The 16,703-nt window shown below is 73.0% G+C and carries 14 protein-coding genes; 1 reads left to right on the top strand and 13 read right to left on the bottom strand.

What is annotated here, in order from left to right; translation table 11 throughout:
- The first annotated feature begins 21 nt into the window (after positions 1 to 21).
- Complete coding sequence (locus ABD811_RS32455; RefSeq protein ID WP_344955407.1) at positions 22 to 1,689, top strand: MFS transporter; 1,668 nt, start codon at positions 22 to 24, stop codon at positions 1,687 to 1,689.
- A 204-nt stretch (positions 1,690 to 1,893) separates the two neighbouring features.
- Here ABD811_RS32455 and metK read toward each other — a convergent pair whose 3' ends face one another.
- The 13 genes from metK to pyrR all read right to left on the bottom strand — a co-directional run bounded on the left by metK (position 1,894) and on the right by pyrR (position 16,418).
- Positions 1,894 to 3,087, bottom strand: coding sequence for a methionine adenosyltransferase (metK, locus tag ABD811_RS32450; RefSeq protein ID WP_344955405.1), 1,194 nt, complete (start codon positions 3,085 to 3,087; stop codon positions 1,894 to 1,896).
- A 201-nt stretch (positions 3,088 to 3,288) separates the two neighbouring features.
- Positions 3,289 to 4,512, bottom strand: a complete 1,224-nt coding sequence (coaBC, locus tag ABD811_RS32445; RefSeq protein ID WP_344955403.1) for a bifunctional phosphopantothenoylcysteine decarboxylase/phosphopantothenate--cysteine ligase CoaBC — start codon at positions 4,510 to 4,512, stop codon at positions 3,289 to 3,291.
- A gap of 24 nt (positions 4,513 to 4,536) precedes the next feature.
- Positions 4,537 to 4,791 (bottom strand): DNA-directed RNA polymerase subunit omega, encoded by a 255-nt coding sequence (rpoZ, locus tag ABD811_RS32440; protein ID WP_285492526.1) that lies wholly within the window; start codon positions 4,789 to 4,791, stop codon positions 4,537 to 4,539.
- A gap of 24 nt (positions 4,792 to 4,815) precedes the next feature.
- On the bottom strand, positions 4,816 to 5,433 hold the full coding sequence (gene gmk, locus ABD811_RS32435) for a guanylate kinase (protein ID WP_425549486.1): 618 nt from the start codon (positions 5,431 to 5,433) through the stop codon (positions 4,816 to 4,818).
- 106 nt (positions 5,434 to 5,539) lie between these two features.
- Positions 5,540 to 5,866 (bottom strand): integration host factor, actinobacterial type, encoded by a 327-nt coding sequence (gene mihF, locus ABD811_RS32430; RefSeq protein WP_285492525.1) that lies wholly within the window; start codon positions 5,864 to 5,866, stop codon positions 5,540 to 5,542.
- 556 nt (positions 5,867 to 6,422) lie between these two features.
- Positions 6,423 to 7,136, bottom strand: a complete 714-nt coding sequence (gene pyrF / locus ABD811_RS32425) for an orotidine-5'-phosphate decarboxylase (protein ID WP_344955400.1) — start codon at positions 7,134 to 7,136, stop codon at positions 6,423 to 6,425.
- A complete protein-coding gene (locus ABD811_RS32420; RefSeq protein ID WP_344955398.1) occupies positions 7,133 to 8,122 on the bottom strand; it encodes a dihydroorotate dehydrogenase in 990 nt (329 codons plus the stop codon). Before ABD811_RS32420 ends, pyrF begins: the two co-directional genes overlap by 4 nt.
- Entirely contained in the window at positions 8,123 to 9,046 is a 924-nt protein-coding gene (locus ABD811_RS32415) for an iron-sulfur cluster-binding protein (RefSeq protein ID WP_344955396.1), read from the bottom strand.
- A gap of 74 nt (positions 9,047 to 9,120) precedes the next feature.
- Positions 9,121 to 12,462, bottom strand: a complete 3,342-nt coding sequence (carB, locus tag ABD811_RS32410) for a carbamoyl-phosphate synthase large subunit (protein WP_344955394.1) — start codon at positions 12,460 to 12,462, stop codon at positions 9,121 to 9,123.
- Positions 12,462 to 13,583 carry a glutamine-hydrolyzing carbamoyl-phosphate synthase small subunit gene (gene carA / locus ABD811_RS32405; RefSeq protein WP_344955392.1) on the bottom strand — a complete coding sequence of 374 codons (1,122 nt, stop codon included), beginning with the start codon at positions 13,581 to 13,583 and terminating at the stop codon, positions 12,462 to 12,464. Before carA ends, carB begins: the two co-directional genes overlap by 1 nt.
- Positions 13,580 to 14,869 (bottom strand): dihydroorotase, encoded by a 1,290-nt coding sequence (locus ABD811_RS32400; protein WP_344955390.1) that lies wholly within the window; start codon positions 14,867 to 14,869, stop codon positions 13,580 to 13,582. Before ABD811_RS32400 ends, carA begins: the two co-directional genes overlap by 4 nt.
- The gene (locus ABD811_RS32395; RefSeq protein ID WP_344955388.1) at positions 14,866 to 15,807 is read right to left on the bottom strand and encodes an aspartate carbamoyltransferase catalytic subunit; all 942 of its coding nucleotides are present in this window, start codon (positions 15,805 to 15,807) and stop codon (positions 14,866 to 14,868) included. The genes ABD811_RS32400 and ABD811_RS32395 overlap by 4 nt, the downstream gene beginning before the upstream one ends.
- Positions 15,807 to 16,418, bottom strand: a complete 612-nt coding sequence (gene pyrR / locus ABD811_RS32390; protein WP_344955560.1) for a bifunctional pyr operon transcriptional regulator/uracil phosphoribosyltransferase PyrR — start codon at positions 16,416 to 16,418, stop codon at positions 15,807 to 15,809. The genes ABD811_RS32395 and pyrR overlap by 1 nt, the downstream gene beginning before the upstream one ends.
- Between the last annotated feature and the right edge of the window lie 285 nt (positions 16,419 to 16,703).

Genomic DNA, 16,703 nt, shown 5'->3' with positions numbered 1-16,703 from the left:
CCCTACGCCCCTTAAGTCGCTGTGACCGCGGTCCCCGACCTCTCCCACCTGCGCGAACGGCCGTCACGTGCCGACCGTCCCGGGGACGCGTCCCCGCGCTCCGGACGCCGGCGCCGCTGGACGGACCCGCGCCACCCCGTCAACGCCGCCACCCTCCTGGCGGCGGCGCTGCACCTGGTGTGGGGGCTGTTCCTGGCGGCCGAGGGCGGCGACCTGGCGGCGCAGAACGCCTGGACCCACTTCGCTCGCGACCACCCCGGCTCCCCCTACAGCCTGTTCTGGTACGGCGGCATGCACCCCGCCTCCTACAGCGTCCTGTCGCCGTACCTGATGGCCTGGGCGGGGATCCGCACGGTCGCCTGCGTCACCGGGACGCTGTCGGCCACGCTCACCGCCTACCTGCTCGTGCGCTTCCGGGCGCCGCTGACGCTGCCCGTCGCGCTGTGGGCGGCGTTCTCGCTGTCGTGCAACGCCGCCGCCGGACGGGTGACGTTCGGGCTCGGCCTGTTCTTCGCGCTGATCGCCGCCGTCGTGGCGTTCTCCCGGCGCGGCGCCCCCCTGCTGCGCGGCGCCGCGCTGACGTCGCTGACCGTGCTGACCACGCTCGCCAGCCCCGTGGCGGGCCTGTTCGTCATGGTCCTGGCGGCGGCGCTGTTCCTGACCGGACGGCGCCGCACCGGCTGCGCCCTGGCCGCCGGCCCGCCGGCGGTGGTGGCCGCCACGACGCTGCTGTTCCCGTTCAAGGGCGTTCAGCCGATCTCCTTCACCGCCGTGGTGCTGCCCACGCTCGCGAGCGTCGTCGCGCTGGTGCTGTGCGCGCCGCGGGAGTGGCGCACCATCCGCGTCGGCACCGCCGTGTACCTGGCCGGGATCACGCTGACCTTCTTCATCCCCTCCCCCGTCGGCAGCAACGTGGAGCGGCTGGCGCTGATGTTCGGCGGCGTGCTGCTGCTGTGCGCCATGGCCGTCGTCCGCGACCGGCGCAGGCTGGCCGTGCTCGGCGTCGCGTTCGCCGTCACCGCCGTGTGGCAGGTGTTCAAGCCCGTCGACGACCTGATCCACACCCGGCCCGCCATGGCCGCCGCCCGGCACTCGGACGAGCTGGTCGCCGAGCTGCTGCGGCGCGGCGCCGACCGGGGCCGCGTGGAGGTCGTCCCGCTGCGCTCGCACTGGGAGGCGTCGGGCCTCAGCCGTCACGTCGTGCTCGCCCGCGGCTGGAACCGGCAGGTCGACGCCGACCGCAACGCGCTGTTCTACGACGACACCCTCACCCCCGCCGCCTACCGCGAGTGGCTGCTGCGCTGGGGCGTGCGGTACGTCGTGCTGCCCGAGGTGGAGACCGACTGGTCGGCCGAGGAGGAGGCCGAGCTGATCAGGCGCGGCCAGCCCTGGCTGCGCGAGGTCTGGCACGACGAGCACTGGCGGCTGTTCAGCGTCACCGACCCCCAGCCCCTGGCCGACCCGCCCGCCACGGTCGTGCGCATCACCGCGGACCGGCTCGTCCTGGACGTGCCCCAGGCGGGGGCGTCACCACTCGTGCGGATCTCCTGGTCCCCGTGGCTGGCCGTCCAGGGCCCCGGGGGCGCGTGCCTGTCGCACGAGGGCGACTTCACCCGCCTCCACACCACGGCCCCCGGCCGCTACACCCTCAAGGCCGCCTACAAGCTCCCGCGCGGCACGGCCTGCTAGCCAGGCGGCACGCGACACCGAAGACCGCGGCATCGAAGACCGCGCTACAGAAGACCGCAACGTCGAAGGCCCCGTGGAGCACGGACTCCAACGGGGCCTTCGAACAAGCCTCCACGCGAACCGATCTCGCCGCTTCTGTGATCGCCCCCGGCCGTCAGGCGAGGGGACGGATCGTGAACGCGGTGGACGCGCGCGGCCGGGGCGTCACAGGCCCGCGGCGCTCGCGAGGTCCTTGGCGCGGTCGGTGCGCTCCCAGGAGAAGTCGGGCTCGGGACGGCCGAAGTGGCCGTAGGCGGCGGTCTGCTGGTAGATCGGGCGCAGCAGGTCCAGGTCGCGGACGATGGCGGCCGGGCGCAGGTCGAACACCTCCAGGACGGCCCCCTGGATCTTCTCGACCGGCAGCTTCTCGGTGCCGAAGGTCTCCACGAACACCCCGACCGGGTGGGCCTTGCCGATGGCGTAGGCGACCTGCACCTCGGCGCGGTCGGCCAGCCCGGCGGCCACGATGTTCTTGGCGACCCAGCGCATGGCGTAGGCGGCCGAACGGTCCACCTTGGAGGGGTCCTTGCCGGAGAACGCGCCGCCGCCGTGCCGCGCCATGCCGCCGTAGGTGTCGACGATGATCTTGCGGCCGGTCAGCCCCGCGTCGCCCATCGGGCCGCCGATCTCGAACCGGCCGGTGGGGTTGACCAGCAGCCGGTACCCGTCGGCGTCCAGGTCGAAGTCGGCCAGCACCGGGTCGACCACGTTCTCCTTGACGTCGGGGGTCAGCAGCTCCTTGAGGTCGATGTCGGGGGCGTGCTGGCTGGAGACCACCACGGTGTCCAGGCGCACCGCGCGGTCGCCGTCGTACTCGATGGTCACCTGGGTCTTGCCGTCCGGGCGCAGGTAGGGCACCACGCCCTGCTTGCGGACGTGCGACAGCCGCTGCGCCAGCCGGTGCGCCAGCGTGATCGGCAGCGGCATCAGGTCGGGGGTCTCGTTGGTGGCGTAGCCGAACATCAGGCCCTGGTCGCCGGCGCCCTGCCGGTCGAGCTCGTCGCCGGCCTCGCCCTCGCGGGCCTCGTAGGCGTCGTCGACGCCCTGGGCGATGTCGGGCGACTGGGCGCCGATGGAGACCGACACGCCGCAGGAGTGCCCGTCGAAGCCCTTCTTGGACGAGTCGTATCCGATCTCGAGGATCTTCTCCCGGATCACGCCCGGGATGTCCACGTAGGTCTCGGTGGTCACCTCACCGGCGACGTGCACCTGCCCTGTGGTGATCATGGTCTCGACGGCGACCCGGCTCTTCGGGTCGTCCTTGAGCATCGCGTCGAGAATCGCGTCGCTGATCTGGTCCGCGATCTTGTCCGGGTGTCCCTCGGTGACGGACTCGGAGGTGAACAGGCGGCGAGACACGTACGTGAACTCCTTGCAGCGGCTGCTGACTGATGTCGCAGGACGGATTGTGGACTCGGCGGGGACACGGGTTCCCCGCACCGTGGCGACGACGGTGTTCGAGGAAGTCTAGCGACAATGATTCCTCGGCACGGTCCGACGACACCACCGGACAAATGCGGTATTTGACCAGTTGTCGCGGTTCGTCGCCACCGGACGCGCTCAGGACGCGCCGGCGCGCGGTTCGAGACGTTCGGCGACCAGGTCCCAGACCACGTCGGCCAGATCCTCCTTGGGGCCGCGCGGCACCGGGGTCTCGGCGCCGTCGGCGGCCAGCACCACCGCGGCGTTGTCCGGCCGCCCGAACGCCAGGTCGGCGCCGACCTCGTTGACCACCAGCAGATCACAGCCCTTGCGGGCGAGCTTGTCGCGCCCCGCGGCCAGCACGTCGTCGGTCTCGGCGGCGAACCCCACCACCACCTGGCCGCCGCGCGGCCGGGCGCTCAGCTCGGCCAGGATGTCGGGGTTCTTGACCAGCGTGATCGGCTCCGGCTCCGCCCCCGGCACCTTCTTGATCTTGGAGTCCCGGTAGCCCGCGGGACGGAAGTCGGCGACGGCGGCGGCCATCACCACCGCGTCGGCGTCCGCGGCGGCCTCCAGCACGGCCGCGCGCATCTGCGCGGCCGACTCCACGGCGACCACCCGCACGCCCGCCGGGTCGGGCAGGGCGACGTTGGCGGCCACCACGGTCACCCGCGCGCCGCGCACCACCGCCGTGCGGGCCAGCGCGTACCCCTGCAGGCCCGAGGAGCGGTTGCCGATGAAGCGCACCGGGTCGATCGCCTCACGGGTGCCGCCGGCCGAGATCACCACGTGCCGGCCCGCGAGGTCGGGCGCGGCGCCGCCGCGCGCCAGCACCCGCCGGCCCACCTCGAACAGCTCGGCGGGCTCGGGCAGCCGCCCCGGCCCGGTGTCGGCGCCGGTCAGCCGTCCCGAGGCGGGATCGACGACGAGCGCGCCGCGGGAGCGCAGCACGGCCACGTTGTCCTGGGTCGCCGGGTGCTCCCACATCTCGGTGTGCATCGCGGGCGCGAACACCACCGGGCACCGGGCGGTGAGCAGGGTGCCGGTGAGCAGGTCGTCGGCCCGGCCGTGCGCGGCCCGCGCCAGCAGGTCGGCGGTGGCGGGGGCGACGAACACCAGGTCGGCCTCCTTGCCCAGGCGGACATGCGTCACCCGGTCGACGTCGTCCCACACCTGGGTCGACACCGGGTGGCCCGACAGCGCCTCCCACGTGGCGGCGCCGACGAAGCGCAGCGCGTCGGCGGTCGGCACCACGCGCACGTCGTGTCCGGACTCCGTGAACCGTCGCAGCAGCTCGCACACCTTGTAGGCGGCGATGCCGGCGCCGACGCCGAGGACGACGCGCGGCCTGGGATCGGTCATGTTTCGTTATGCGGTCGGGGCGTCTCAGCCCTCGATCGGCTCGGCGTGCAGGAGGCCCTCCCGCGTCTCGCGCAGCGCGATCGACAGCGGCTTCTCCTGCACCTGGGTCTCCACGAGCGGGCCCACGTACTCCAGCAGCCCCTCGCCGAGCTGCGCGTAGTAGGCGTTGATCTGCCGGGCGCGCTTGGCGGCGATGGTGACCAGGCCGTACTTGGTGTCGACGACCTCGAGGAGCTCGTCGATCGACGGGTTGGTGATGCCCTCGGAACTGGCTGCCACTATGTGGCCTTCCCTTAGACGTGGCTATTGACGAACAGCCATCAAGGTTAGCAGTTCGTGGCACACGTCCTGGACGGACGTGTTCACCAGCGTCACGTCGAACTCCTTCTCGGCGGCCAGCTCCACGCGTGCCGCCGCCAGCCGCCGCTCGATCACGTCCGCGGGCTCGGTGCCGCGGCCGACCAGGCGGCGGACCAGCTCCTCCCACGAGGGCGGCGCCAGGAAGACCAGCATTGCCTCGGGCATCGCCCGCCGGACCTGGCGCGCACCCTGCAGATCGATCTCCAGCAGCACGGGCCGCCCGGCGGCCAGCCGTTCCACGACCGGCCGCCGTGGGGTGCCGTAGCGGTTGCCCGCGAACTCGGCCCATTCGAGCAGTTCCCCTTCGGCGACGAGCCGGTCGAAACCGGCGTCGTCGACGAAGTAGTACTGCACCCCGTGGGTCTCACCCGGCCGGGGGGGCCGGGTGGTCACCGAGACCGACAGCCACACCTCGGGGTGGGCCCGCCGGATCTCGGCGACGACCGTGCTCTTGCCGACGCCCGACGGCCCGGACAGGACCGTCAGCCGCCGGAGCATGGAGTCGTGCGACGAGGGGGAGCCGCCCGGCGCGGTGTTGGGCGCGCCGGGACTGGACGGGATGGAGCCGGATGAGGGCGCGCCGCCGGACGTGCCGGGGGGCCTGCCGCCGGGCGCGCCGGAGCCGGCCGCGACGGTTGCACCGCCGCGCCCGCCCGTGAGTCGCTCGTCAGCGGTTTCCACCGCCGCCGAACTCACGCTCCAGGGAGGCGCGCTGGTTGGCGCCGAGACCCCGCACGCGGCGGGACTCGGCGATGCCCAGGCGCTCCATGATCTGCTTCGCACGGACCTTGCCCACACCGGGCAGCGATTCCAGGAGGGCCGACACCTTCATCTTCCCGATGACGTCGTCGGTCTGCCCCTCCTTGAGGACCTCGGCAAGCGAGGTTCCCCCGTGCTTGAGCCGGTTCTTGACCTCGGCCCGCTCCTTGCGGGCCTTGGCAGCCTTCTCCAGGGCTGCGGCGCGCTGTTCGGGGGTTAGGGGCGGAAGAGCCACGCCGGGTCACCTCAGGTTTCCACTCGACGGAGTCGGACGGGTTGGGAAACTAGCGAGTTCACGCCCTATAAAGCAACGTGAAGTGCCGTTTGGCCCGCCACAAAATCACGAAAATCACTCCCTGGGGTGTCCTGAATACGGAGTGTACACAGCCGGGGGTCGCCTCGGCGCCACCCCCGCCCCATCTGGGACTTTCGCAAGATCGTGAAAAATCCCCAGGCAACGCCCCATATGTGTCAGTTGTCACCCTTTTCTCCGGGGCTTTCGCACGAGGTACGGACCCGCGACCGCGATTCCGACACGTCGGCCGGACCATCGTCGGTGATACGCGTCACATTTTCCGCCGAGGCCGCGTTTTCCGGAAAACGGACCCGCGGAAGTGACGTCGATCACCTGTCCGGAATGTCCTAAAACTTCCCGCATGACAGGTTAATAGAGGTGACCGGCCGAGTGGCCGCCGGGGCCCGGCGGCCCGCCGGACGGCCGTTCAGGCGACCGTTCGGGGCTCGACCGTCCGGGGAACGGCCGGGCGGGGCGGGCCGTCCGGGCGGCCGTTTCAGGCGGCGGGGCCGGCCGTGGTGCGGCGCAGCGCCGCGGCGATGCCCGCGGCCGCCGCGCCCGGGTCGGCGGCGCCGGTGATGGGGCGTCCGATCACCAGCAGGTCGGCCCCGGCCGCCAGCGCCTCCTCGGGCGTGGCGACGCGCGCCTGGTCCTGCGTGTCGGCGCCTGCGGGCCGCACGCCGGGGGTGATGAGGGTGATGTCGGGGCCGACCTCCGCGCGGACCGCAGCGGCCTCCTGAGGCGAGCAGACGAGCGCTTGGGCACCGGCGTCCACCGACAGGGCCGCCAGGCGCCGTACGGCGTCGTGCGCGGGCCCCGCCAGGCCGATGCGGGCCAGATCGTCGTCGTGCAGGGACGTCAGCACCGTCACCGCCGCGATCCGGGTGTCCGGCGCGGCGTCCACGGCGGCGCGGATCATCGCCGGGCCGCCCGCCGCGTGCACGGTGAGGAACGCCGGCCTCAGCCGTCCCACGGCGCGCGCCGCGCCCGCCACGGTGGCGGGGATGTCATGCAGCTTCAGGTCCAGGAACACCTGGACGCCGCTGGCGCCGCGCACGCTGGCGACCACGTCCGGCCCGTACCGCAGGTACAGCTCCAGGCCCACCTTGACGGTGCTGACGTGCGGCGTGACCAGGGAGGCCCACCGCGCGGCCGTCTCCAGGTCGGGGGCGTCCAGCGCCACGGCGATGGGGGCGGGGGCAGCGGTCACGGCAGCTTCTCCTTCGTCTCCGCCGGCACGGGCTCCTCGGGGCGGACCTGGGGCGGGACGTAGCCGGCGGGCTTGTGGGCCAGGCCCACGGCGTCGGCCAGGGTCAGCCGGCGCGCCGCCAGGGCGTCCTCCAGCTCGCGCAGGATGCGGGTGCCCGCGGACGGGTCGTGGAACAACGTGGTGCCCACCGCGACCGCCGAGGCCCCGGCCAGCACGAACTCCAGCGCGTCCAGTCCGGTGGCCACGCCCCCCACGCCGACGATGGGGGTGCTGGGCAGCGCGGCGTGCACCTGGTAGACGCAGCGCACCGCCACGGGCCGCACGGCCGGGCCGGACAGTCCGCCCGACACGCCCGCCAGCGTGGGCCGCAGCGTGCCGGTGTCGATGGCCATGCCGACCATCGTGTTGATCAGGGTCAGCGCGTCGGCCCCGGCGTCCACGCAGGCCAGCGCGATGGTGACGATGTCGGTGACGTCGGGCGCGAGCTTGGCGATCACCGGCACCCGGCTGTTGGCGCGCACCGCCCGCACCACGGCGGCCGACGCGCGCGGGTGCCAGGCGAACATCCGGCCGCGGTCCTCGACGTTGGGGCAGGCGACGTTCACCTCGATCGCGGCGACGCCGGGCACGCCGCGCAGCCGCCGGGCCAGCTCGCCGAACTCCTCGACGCTGTTGCCGGCCAGCGACACGATCGTCCGCACGCCCTGCTCGGTCAGCCACGGCAGGTCGCGTTCGAGGAAGCCGTCGATGCCCGGGCCGGGCAGGCCCATCGCGGTCAGCAGCCCGGCGGGCGTCTCGGCCATCCGCGGGGTGGGCCGTCCCGCCCGCGGCTGCGCCATCACCGAGGTGGTGACGAACGCGCCGAGCCGCGTCAGGTCGGTGAACTGGGCCAGCTCGCGTCCGGACCCGCCGCAGCCGGACGCCGTCAGCACCGGGTTCGGCAGCTCCAGGTCGCCCAGCCGGGTCCGCATCCTGTCCGAGGACATCTACTGGGCCTCCTCGCGGGCGCGGTCGGTGACGTCGTCCCGCTCCGGGGCCGGCCGGGTGTGCAGGACGCGGGGGGCGCCCAGGGCGTCGAACGGGATGGTGCCCAGGTCGCCCCAGCGGACGCGGTCGCCGCGCAGCACCGGCCCCTCGGTGCAGGCGCGCACCATGCGGGTCACCCCGTCGTCGCCGTGGAACGGCAGCACGCACGTCATGCACACGCCGATGCCGCACGCCCCCGTCTGCTGCAGGAACTCCTCCACCGACACCTGGGAGGGCAGGCCGACGTCCCCCGCGATGCGGGTGACCGTGCGCAGCAGGGACGTGGGCCCGCAGCCGTAGACGACGTCGGAGGCGGTCTCCTCGATCACGCGGGGCAGCACCTCGCGCAGCGTGGCCTTCTCGCCCAGCGAGCCGTCCTCGGTGGCGACGGTGGCGCTGTCGCCGATGCGCTGGGCCATCCGCGACCCGAACACCTGCCGGGACGTGGCGCCCGCCAGCACGAAGTGCACCTGGCAGCCGCGCCGGTGCAGCGTGTCGGCCAGCGCGAACAGCCCGGCCGCGCCCGGCCCGCCGCCCACCAGCAGGCAGCCGACCGGGTCGCGGGGCAGCCGGAACGGGCGGCCGAGCGGACCGGCCACGTCGAGCCGGTCGCGCGACCGCAGCCCGGCCAGCCAGCGGGTGCCCGGATCGCGGACGGCGAACACCATCTCCACCGTCCCGCCGTAGTCCGACTTGACCTCGTGGACGGCCACGCACCGGCGCACGAGGCGGCTGGTGTGCTCGCCGCCCACGGCGAGCGCCACGAACTGCCCCGGCCGGAACCGCTCCGCGACCCCGGGGGCCACCGCCGTCAGCGCGTGGTAGTCGCCCACCTGGCGCACCGTCAGAACGGTTGCCGACGTCTGCACCGGTGTGTCGGACACCCGTCTCCCTCTCGTCGTCGTCGGGCCGCGCGGCCCGGCGGCTCACCCGCCGGACAGCCCCGGCCGACCTCCCGTCACGCGGGCCCGGCGCCGTGCGCGCCGCGCAGGCGTTCGGCGTGCTCCTGCAGCGAGCGCACGCCGACCTGGCCGCCGACGATGGCCTCGATGCCCTGCACGGCCGCCGCCAGGCCCTGCACGGTCGTCACGCACGGCACGCCGCGCAGCACGGCCGCGGTACGGATCTCGTAGCCGTCCAGCCGCGGCCCCGACTGTCCGGGGCTGCCGAAGGGAGTATTGACGATGAGGTCCACCTCGCCGTCGAGGACGCGCCGCACGATGGTGGGCTCGCCGTCGGGTCCCGGGCCGTCGCTGTGCTTGCGCACGATCTTGGCATGCACGCCGTTGCGGCGCAGGACCTCCGCGGTCCCCTCCGTGGCAAGAATCTCAAAGCCCAGGTCAGCAAGGCGCTTGACGGGGAACACCATGTGCCGCTTGTCCCGGTTGGCCACCGACACGAACGCGCGCCCCTTGGTGGGCAGGGAGGCGCCGTAGGCGGCCTGCTGCGACTTGGCGTAGGCGGTGCCGAACCCCTCGTCGATGCCCATGACCTCGCCGGTGGAGCGCATCTCGGGGCCGAGCACGGTGTCCACGCCCTGGCCCTCGGGGGTGCGGAACCGGTTGAACGGCAGCACCGCCTCCTTGACGGCGATCGGCGCGTCCAGCGGCAGCGACCCGCCGTCGCCGGACGCCGGCAGCACGCCCTCGGCCCGCAGCTCGGCGACGGTGGCGCCGAGCATGATCCGGGCGGCGGCCTTGGCCAGCGGCACGGCGGTGGCCTTGGACACGAACGGCACGGTGCGCGAGGCCCGCGGGTTGGCCTCCAGCACGTACAGCACGCCGGCCGACAGCGCGTACTGGACGTTCATCAGCCCCCGCACGCCGATGCCGCGGGCGAGGGCCTCGGTGGCCTCGCGGATGCGGCGCAGGTCGTCGTGGCCGAGGGTGATGGGCGGCAGCGCGCACGCCGAGTCGCCGGAGTGGATCCCGGCCTCCTCGATGTGCTCCATGACGCCGCCGAGGTAGAGCTCCTCGCCGTCGAACAGGGCGTCCACGTCGATCTCGATGGCCTCGTCGAGGAACCGGTCGACGAGCACGGGGTGCTCCAGCAGGCCGCCCTGGCTCTGCAGCTCCAGGTACGACTCCAGCGTGGCGTCGTCGTAGACGATCTCCATGCCGCGGCCGCCCAGCACGTAGGAGGGCCGCACCAGCACCGGGTAGCCGATCTCGGCGGCGATCTCGCGGGCCTCCTCGAAGGAGGTGGCGGTGCCGTGCTTGGGCGCGGGCAGCCCGGCGCGGTGCAGCACCCGGCCGAACGCGCCGCGGTCCTCGGCCAGGTGGATGCTCTCCGGCGAGGTGCCGACGATCGGCACGCCCGCGTCCTTGAGCTGCTGGGCCAGGCGCAGCGGGGTCTGCCCGCCGAGCTGGACGATCACCCCGGCGACCTCGCCGGTGCGCTGCTCGGCGTGCACCACCTCCAGCACGTCCTCCAGCGTCAGCGGCTCGAAGTACAGCCGGTGGGAGGTGTCGTAGTCGGTGGAGACGGTCTCGGGGTTGCAGTTGACCATGACGGTCTCGTAGCCCGCCTCGGCCAGGGTGAACGAGGCGTGCACGCAGGAGTAGTCGAACTCCACGCCCTGCCCGATGCGGTTCGGCCCGGAGCCCAGGATGATCACCTTGGGCTTCGTGCCGGGCGGCACCTCGGTCTCCTCGTCGTAGGAGGAGTACAGGTAGGGGGTGCGGGCGGCGAACTCGGCGGCGCAGGTGTCGACGGTCAGGTAGACGGGCCGGACGCCGAGGGCGTGCCGCAGCTCCCGCACCACCTCCTCCGACAGGCCGCGCAGCTCGCCGATCTGGGCGTCGGAGAAGCCGTGCCGCTTGGCCCGCAGCAGCTTGTCGCGGGTGAGCGCGTCCTCGGCGGTGCGGATCTCCTCGGCGATCTCGTTGAGCGCGGCGATCTGGTCCAGGAACCAGGGGTCGATGCCGGTGGCGTCGTGCAGCCGCTGGACCGACGCGCCCGCCCACATCGCCCGCTGGACGGCGCGCAGCCGCCCGTCGTGCGGACGGGTCGCCTTCTCGACCCACTCCTCGGCGTCGCCGCGGTCCCCGGCCCAGGAGAACGAGGAGCCCTTCTGCTCCAGCGACCGCAGGGCCTTCTGCAGCGCCTCGGTGAAGCACCGGCCGATCGCCATGGCCTCGCCCACCGACTTCATGTGGGTGGTGAGGCCCTGGTCGGCGCCGGGGAACTTCTCGAACGCGAACCTCGGCACCTTGACCACCACGTAGTCGAGCGTCGGCTCGAACGAGGCGGGGGTCTCGGCGGTGATGTCGTTGGGGATCTCGTCCAGCGTGTAGCCGATGGCCAGCCGGGCGGCGATCTTGGCGATGGGGAAGCCGGTGGCCTTGGACGCCAGCGCCGACGACCGCGACACCCGCGGGTTCATCTCGATGACGACCATGCGCCCGGTGCCGGGGTGCACGGCGAACTGGATGTTGCAGCCGCCGGTGTCCACCCCGACCTCGCGGATCACCGCGATCGCCACGTCCCGCATGTTCTGGTACTCGCGGTCGGTGAGCGTCATGGCGGGCGCCACGGTGATCGAGTCGCCGGTGTGCACGCCCATCGGGTCGAGGTTCTCGATGGAGCACACGATGACGACGTTGTCGGCGGCGTCCCGCATGACCTCCAGCTCGTACTCCTTCCAGCCGAGGATCGACTCCTCCAGGAGCACCTCGCTGGTCGGGGACGCGGCGAGCCCGGCGCCGGCGATGCGGCGCAGGTCGTCCTCGTCGTAGGCCATGCCGGACCCGGCGCCGCCCATGGTGAACGACGGCCGCACGACGAGCGGGTAGCCGAGCTCGGCGGCGCCGGCCAGGCACTCGTCCATGGTGTGGCAGATCACCGAGCGGGCCGACTCGGCGTTCAGGCCGTGCTCGCGGGCGACCTTGTCGACGACGGCCTTGAACCGCTCGCGGTTCTCGCCCGCCTGGATGGCGTCCACGTCGGCGCCGATCAGCTCGACGCCGTAGCGCTCCAGCACGCCCGACTCGTACAGCGCGATGGCGGTGTTGAGCGCGGTCTGGCCGCCCAGGGTGGGCAGCAGCGCGTCCGGCCGCTCCTTGGCGATGATCTTCTCGACGACCTCAGGGGTGATCGGCTCGACGTAGGTGGCGTCGGCGAACTCCGGGTCGGTCATGATCGTGGCGGGGTTGCTGTTGACCAGCACCACCCGCAGGCCCTCGGCCTTGAGCACCCGGCACGCCTGGGTGCCGGAGTAGTCGAACTCGCACGCCTGGCCGATCACGATCGGGCCGGAGCCGATCACCAGGACGGAGTTCAGGTCGGTCCGCCGCGGCATCAGCGGGCACCCCCCATCAGCTCGCAGAAGCGGTCGAACAGGTTCGTGGCGTCGTGCGGGCCCGCCGCCGCCTCCGGGTGGTACTGGACGCTGAACGCCGGGTAGTCGAGCAGCCGCAGGCCCTCGACGCAGCCGTCGTTGAGGTTGACGTGGCTGACCTCGCCGCGTCCGTACGGGGTGTCGAACGTGCCGTCGGTCGGCGCGTCCACGGCGAACCCGTGGTTGTGCGCCGAGACGTCCACCTTGCCGGTCGTGCGGTCCTGCACGGGCTGGTTGATGCCCCGGTGCCCGAACCGCAGCTTGTAGGTGCCGAGGCCCAGGGCCCGCCCGAAGATCTGGTTGCCGAAGCAGATGCCGAAGAACGGCCTGCCGGCGTCCAGCACGCCGCGCAGCGCGTCGACGGCGTAGCCGGCGGCGGCCGGGTCGCCGGGGCCGTTGCTGAAGAACACGCCGTCGGGGTCGAGCGCCAGGATGTCCTCGGCGGTGCTGGCGGCGGGCAGCACGTGCACCTCGCAGCCGCGCTCGGCCATCCGGTACGGCGTCATGGACTTGATGCCCAGGTCGACGGCGGCCACGGTGAAGCGCTTGGCGCCGTGCGCCGCGACCACGTACGGCTCGGGCGTGGACACGTCGCGGGCCAGGTCGGCGCCCACCATGGACGGGCTGGCCAGCACCTTGTCCAGCAGGTCGCCCTCGGGGGCCAGGGCGGCGTCGCCGCTGAAGATCCCGGCGCGCATGGCGCCCTTGTCGCGCAGGTGGCGGGTGAGCGCACGGGTGCCGGGGGTGGCGATGCCGACGACGCCCTGCGCACGCAGCGCCGACCCCAGCGAGCCGGTGGCGCGCCAGCTGGACGCCACGCGGGCGGGTTCGCGCACCACGTACCCGGCGACCTGGATGCGGCGCGACTCGGGGTCCTCGTCGTTGACGCCGGTGTTGCCGATGTGCGGGGCGGTCATCGCCACGATCTGCCGGGCGTAGGACGGGTCGGTGAGGGTCTCCTGGTAGCCGGTCATGCCGGTGGCGAAGACCATCTCGCCGAAGGTCTCCCCCAACGCCCCGTACGCGACCCCGCGGAACGTCTTGCCGTCTTCGAGAACCAGCACGGCGGGAGGTGGGGTCACTGCAGCTTCCCTTCCAGTACGGTCGCACGGCCGCGCAGGAACGTCGCGACGATCCGTCCCGGCAGCTCCAGCCCCAGGTAGGGGGTGTTGCGGCTCTTGGACGTCATCGCCGTCGGGTCCACCGGGCGGCGCGGCGCCGGGTCGTACAGCGTGATGTTGGCGGGCGAACCCGCGGCCAGCGGACGGCCCTGCCCGGACAGGCGGCCGATGCGCGCGGGGCGGAACGCCATGCGGTCGGCCACCCCGGCCCAGTCGAGCAGTCCGGTGTCGACCATGGCCTCCTGGACGACCGGCAGCGCGGTCTCCAGGCCGATCATGCCCATGGCGGCCTCGGCCCACTCGGTCTCCTTGGCCTCCACCGGGTGCGGGGCGTGGTCGGTGGCCACGCAGTCGATGGTGCCGTCGGCCAGCGCGTGCCGCAGCGCGTTGACGTCGTCGGCGGTGCGCAGCGGCGGGTTCACCTTGTAGATGGGGTCGTAGGTCTCGGCGCGGGTGTCGTCGAGCAGCAGGTGGTGCGGGGTGACCTCGGCGGTGACCCGGCAGCCGCGGCTCTTGGCCCACCGGATGATCTCCACCGACCCGGCGGTGGACACGTGGCACACGTGCACCCGCGAGCCCACGTGCTCGGCCAGCAGCACGTCCCGGGCGATGATCGCCTCCTCGGCCACCGCGGGCCAGCCGGGCAGGCCGAGCCGGGCCGACACCTCGCCCTCGTTCATCTGGGCGCCCTCGGTCAGCCGCGGCTCCTGGGCGTGCTGGGCGATCACGCCGTCGAACGCCTTGACGTACTCCAGCGCCCGCCGCATGATCACCGCGTCGGACACGCAGTGCCCGTCGTCGGAGAACACCCGCACCTGGGCGGCCGAGTCGGCCATGGCGCCCAGCTCGGCCAGCTGCTCCCCGGCGATGCCCCGGGTGACCGCGCCGACCGGCTGCACGTCGCAGTACCCGGCCTCGCGGCCCAGGCGCCACACCTGCTCGACCACGCCCGCGGTGTCGGCGACGGGGTCGGTGTTGGCCATCGCGTGCACGGCGGTGTACCCGCCCATCGCCGCGGCCTTGGTGCCGGACTCGACGGTCTCGGCGTCCTCGCGTCCCGGTTCCCGCAGGTGGGTGTGCAGGTCGACCAGGCCGGGCAGCGCGATCAGGCCGTCGGCCCGCACGACCTGGGCGCCCGCCGCGTCCAGCCCCCGCCCGATCTCGGCGATCACGCCGTCGCGGACGAGGATGTCGGCGGGGTCGCCGCCCAGGATCCGCGCGTCCTTGATCAGATAGGTGACGCTCACCTTGCGACGACCTCCTTGCCGATGGCGGGCTCGGAACCGCCGAGCAGCAGGTACAGCACGGCCATGCGGGCGCTGACGCCGTTGGCGACCTGCTCGACGATGGTGGAACGGGGGGAGTCGGCCACCTCGGCGGCGATCTCCACGCCGCGGTTCATCGGGCCGGGATGCATGACGATGGCGTCGTCGGACAGCCGTGCGAGCCGTTCGGCGTCCAGGCCGTAGCGGCGGCTGTACTCGCGGACGCTGGGGAAGTACGCGGCGTTCATGCGCTCGCGCTGCACCCGCAGCATCATCACCACGTCGCTCTTGGGCAGCACCGCGTCCAGGTCGTAGGACACCGAGCACGGCCAGGTGTCGACCGCGACCGGCAGCAGCGTGGGCGGCGCGACCAGCGTGACGTCGGCGCCGAGGGTGCCCAGCAGCAGCACGTTGGAGCGTGCCACACGGCTGTGCAGCACGTCGCCGACGATCGTGACGCGGCGGCCCTCCAGGTTGCCCAGGCGGCGGCGCATGGTGAACGCGTCCAGCAGCGCCTGGGTGGGGTGCTCGTGCGTGCCGTCGCCGGCGTTGACGACGCTGCCGTGCACCCAGTTGGCCAGCCGGTACGGGGCGCCCGACGCGCCGTGCCGGATGACCACGCAGTCGGCGCCCATGGCCTCCAGCGTCAGGGCGGTGTCCTTGAGGCTCTCCCCCTTGGACACGCTCGACCCCTTGGCCGAGAAGTTGATCACGTCGGCGGACAGCCGCTTGGCGGCCGCCTCGAACGAGATGCGGGTGCGGGTGGAGTCCTCGAAGAACAGGTTCACCACGGTGCGGCCGCGCAGCGTCGGCAGCTTCTTGATGGACTGGTCGGCGACCCGGGCCAGCTCCTCGGCCGTGTCCAGCACGAGCAGCGCGTCGTCCTTGCTCAGGTCGGCCGCCGAGATCAGGTGTCGCATCAGCCGTGCCTCCCCTCGGCCGCGCGCGGACGCCCGTCGGCCGGGCCCAGCAGCACCGCGTCGCGCCCGTCGTTCTCGGCCAGCATGACCTTGACGGTCTCCCGCATGGAGGTGGGCAGGTTCTTGCCCACGTAGTCGGCGCGGATCGGCAGCTGCCGGTGGCCGCGGTCGACGAGTACGGCCAGCTGCACGGCGCGCGGGCGGCCCAGGTCGCCCAGGGCGTCCAGCGCGGCGCGGACGGTGCGGCCGGAGAACAGCACGTCGTCCACCAGCACCACGATGCGGTCGTCGACGCCGCCGGCGGGCAGCTCGGTGCGGTTCAGCGCGCGGGCGGGCTTCATCCGCAGGTCGTCGCGGTACATCGTGGCGTCCAGCGAACCGCGCGGGACCGGGCGGCCCTCCACCCGCTCCAGCAGCTCGGCCAGGCGGCGCGCCAGCGTCACGCCGCGGGTCTGGATGCCCAGCAGGACGACGTCGTCGCCGCCCTTGGTGCGCTCCAGGATCTCGTGTGCGATGCGGGTGAGCGCACGCCGGATGTCGGGACCCTCCAGAACGGCCTTGTGCCCGGAGTCTTTTCCGGGATCGGTGGGCCGGGAGTCACCGTCCGCCACGCGCGCCTCCGCCGGCTCCTCCCGCCGGGGGGCAGCATTCACCACTGAAACCTCCTTTCCCGCCTCACGGGACGGGCCTTAAAGGACGCTCGTCCGTATCACCGTAGCAGTCCCCCCGCTCTGCCCCGTACCGGGGATACCGGGCGTCTTGCCTGGTGAGAGCGGTCACATTCGGGGAATGTAGGGACCGGGCGCCGGAGGTGACCGGTGCGCGCGACGGGCCGGCCCGATCCGGACGGTCCGGATCGAGACCTGCGGATTCGACCGCTTTTTTCCAATCAGCTT

This window comes from Actinomadura miaoliensis (genome assembly GCF_039536785.1).
GTDB lineage: Bacteria > Actinomycetota > Actinomycetes > Streptosporangiales > Streptosporangiaceae > Spirillospora > Spirillospora miaoliensis.
This window is presented reverse-complemented; position numbering and strand designations above follow the sequence as displayed.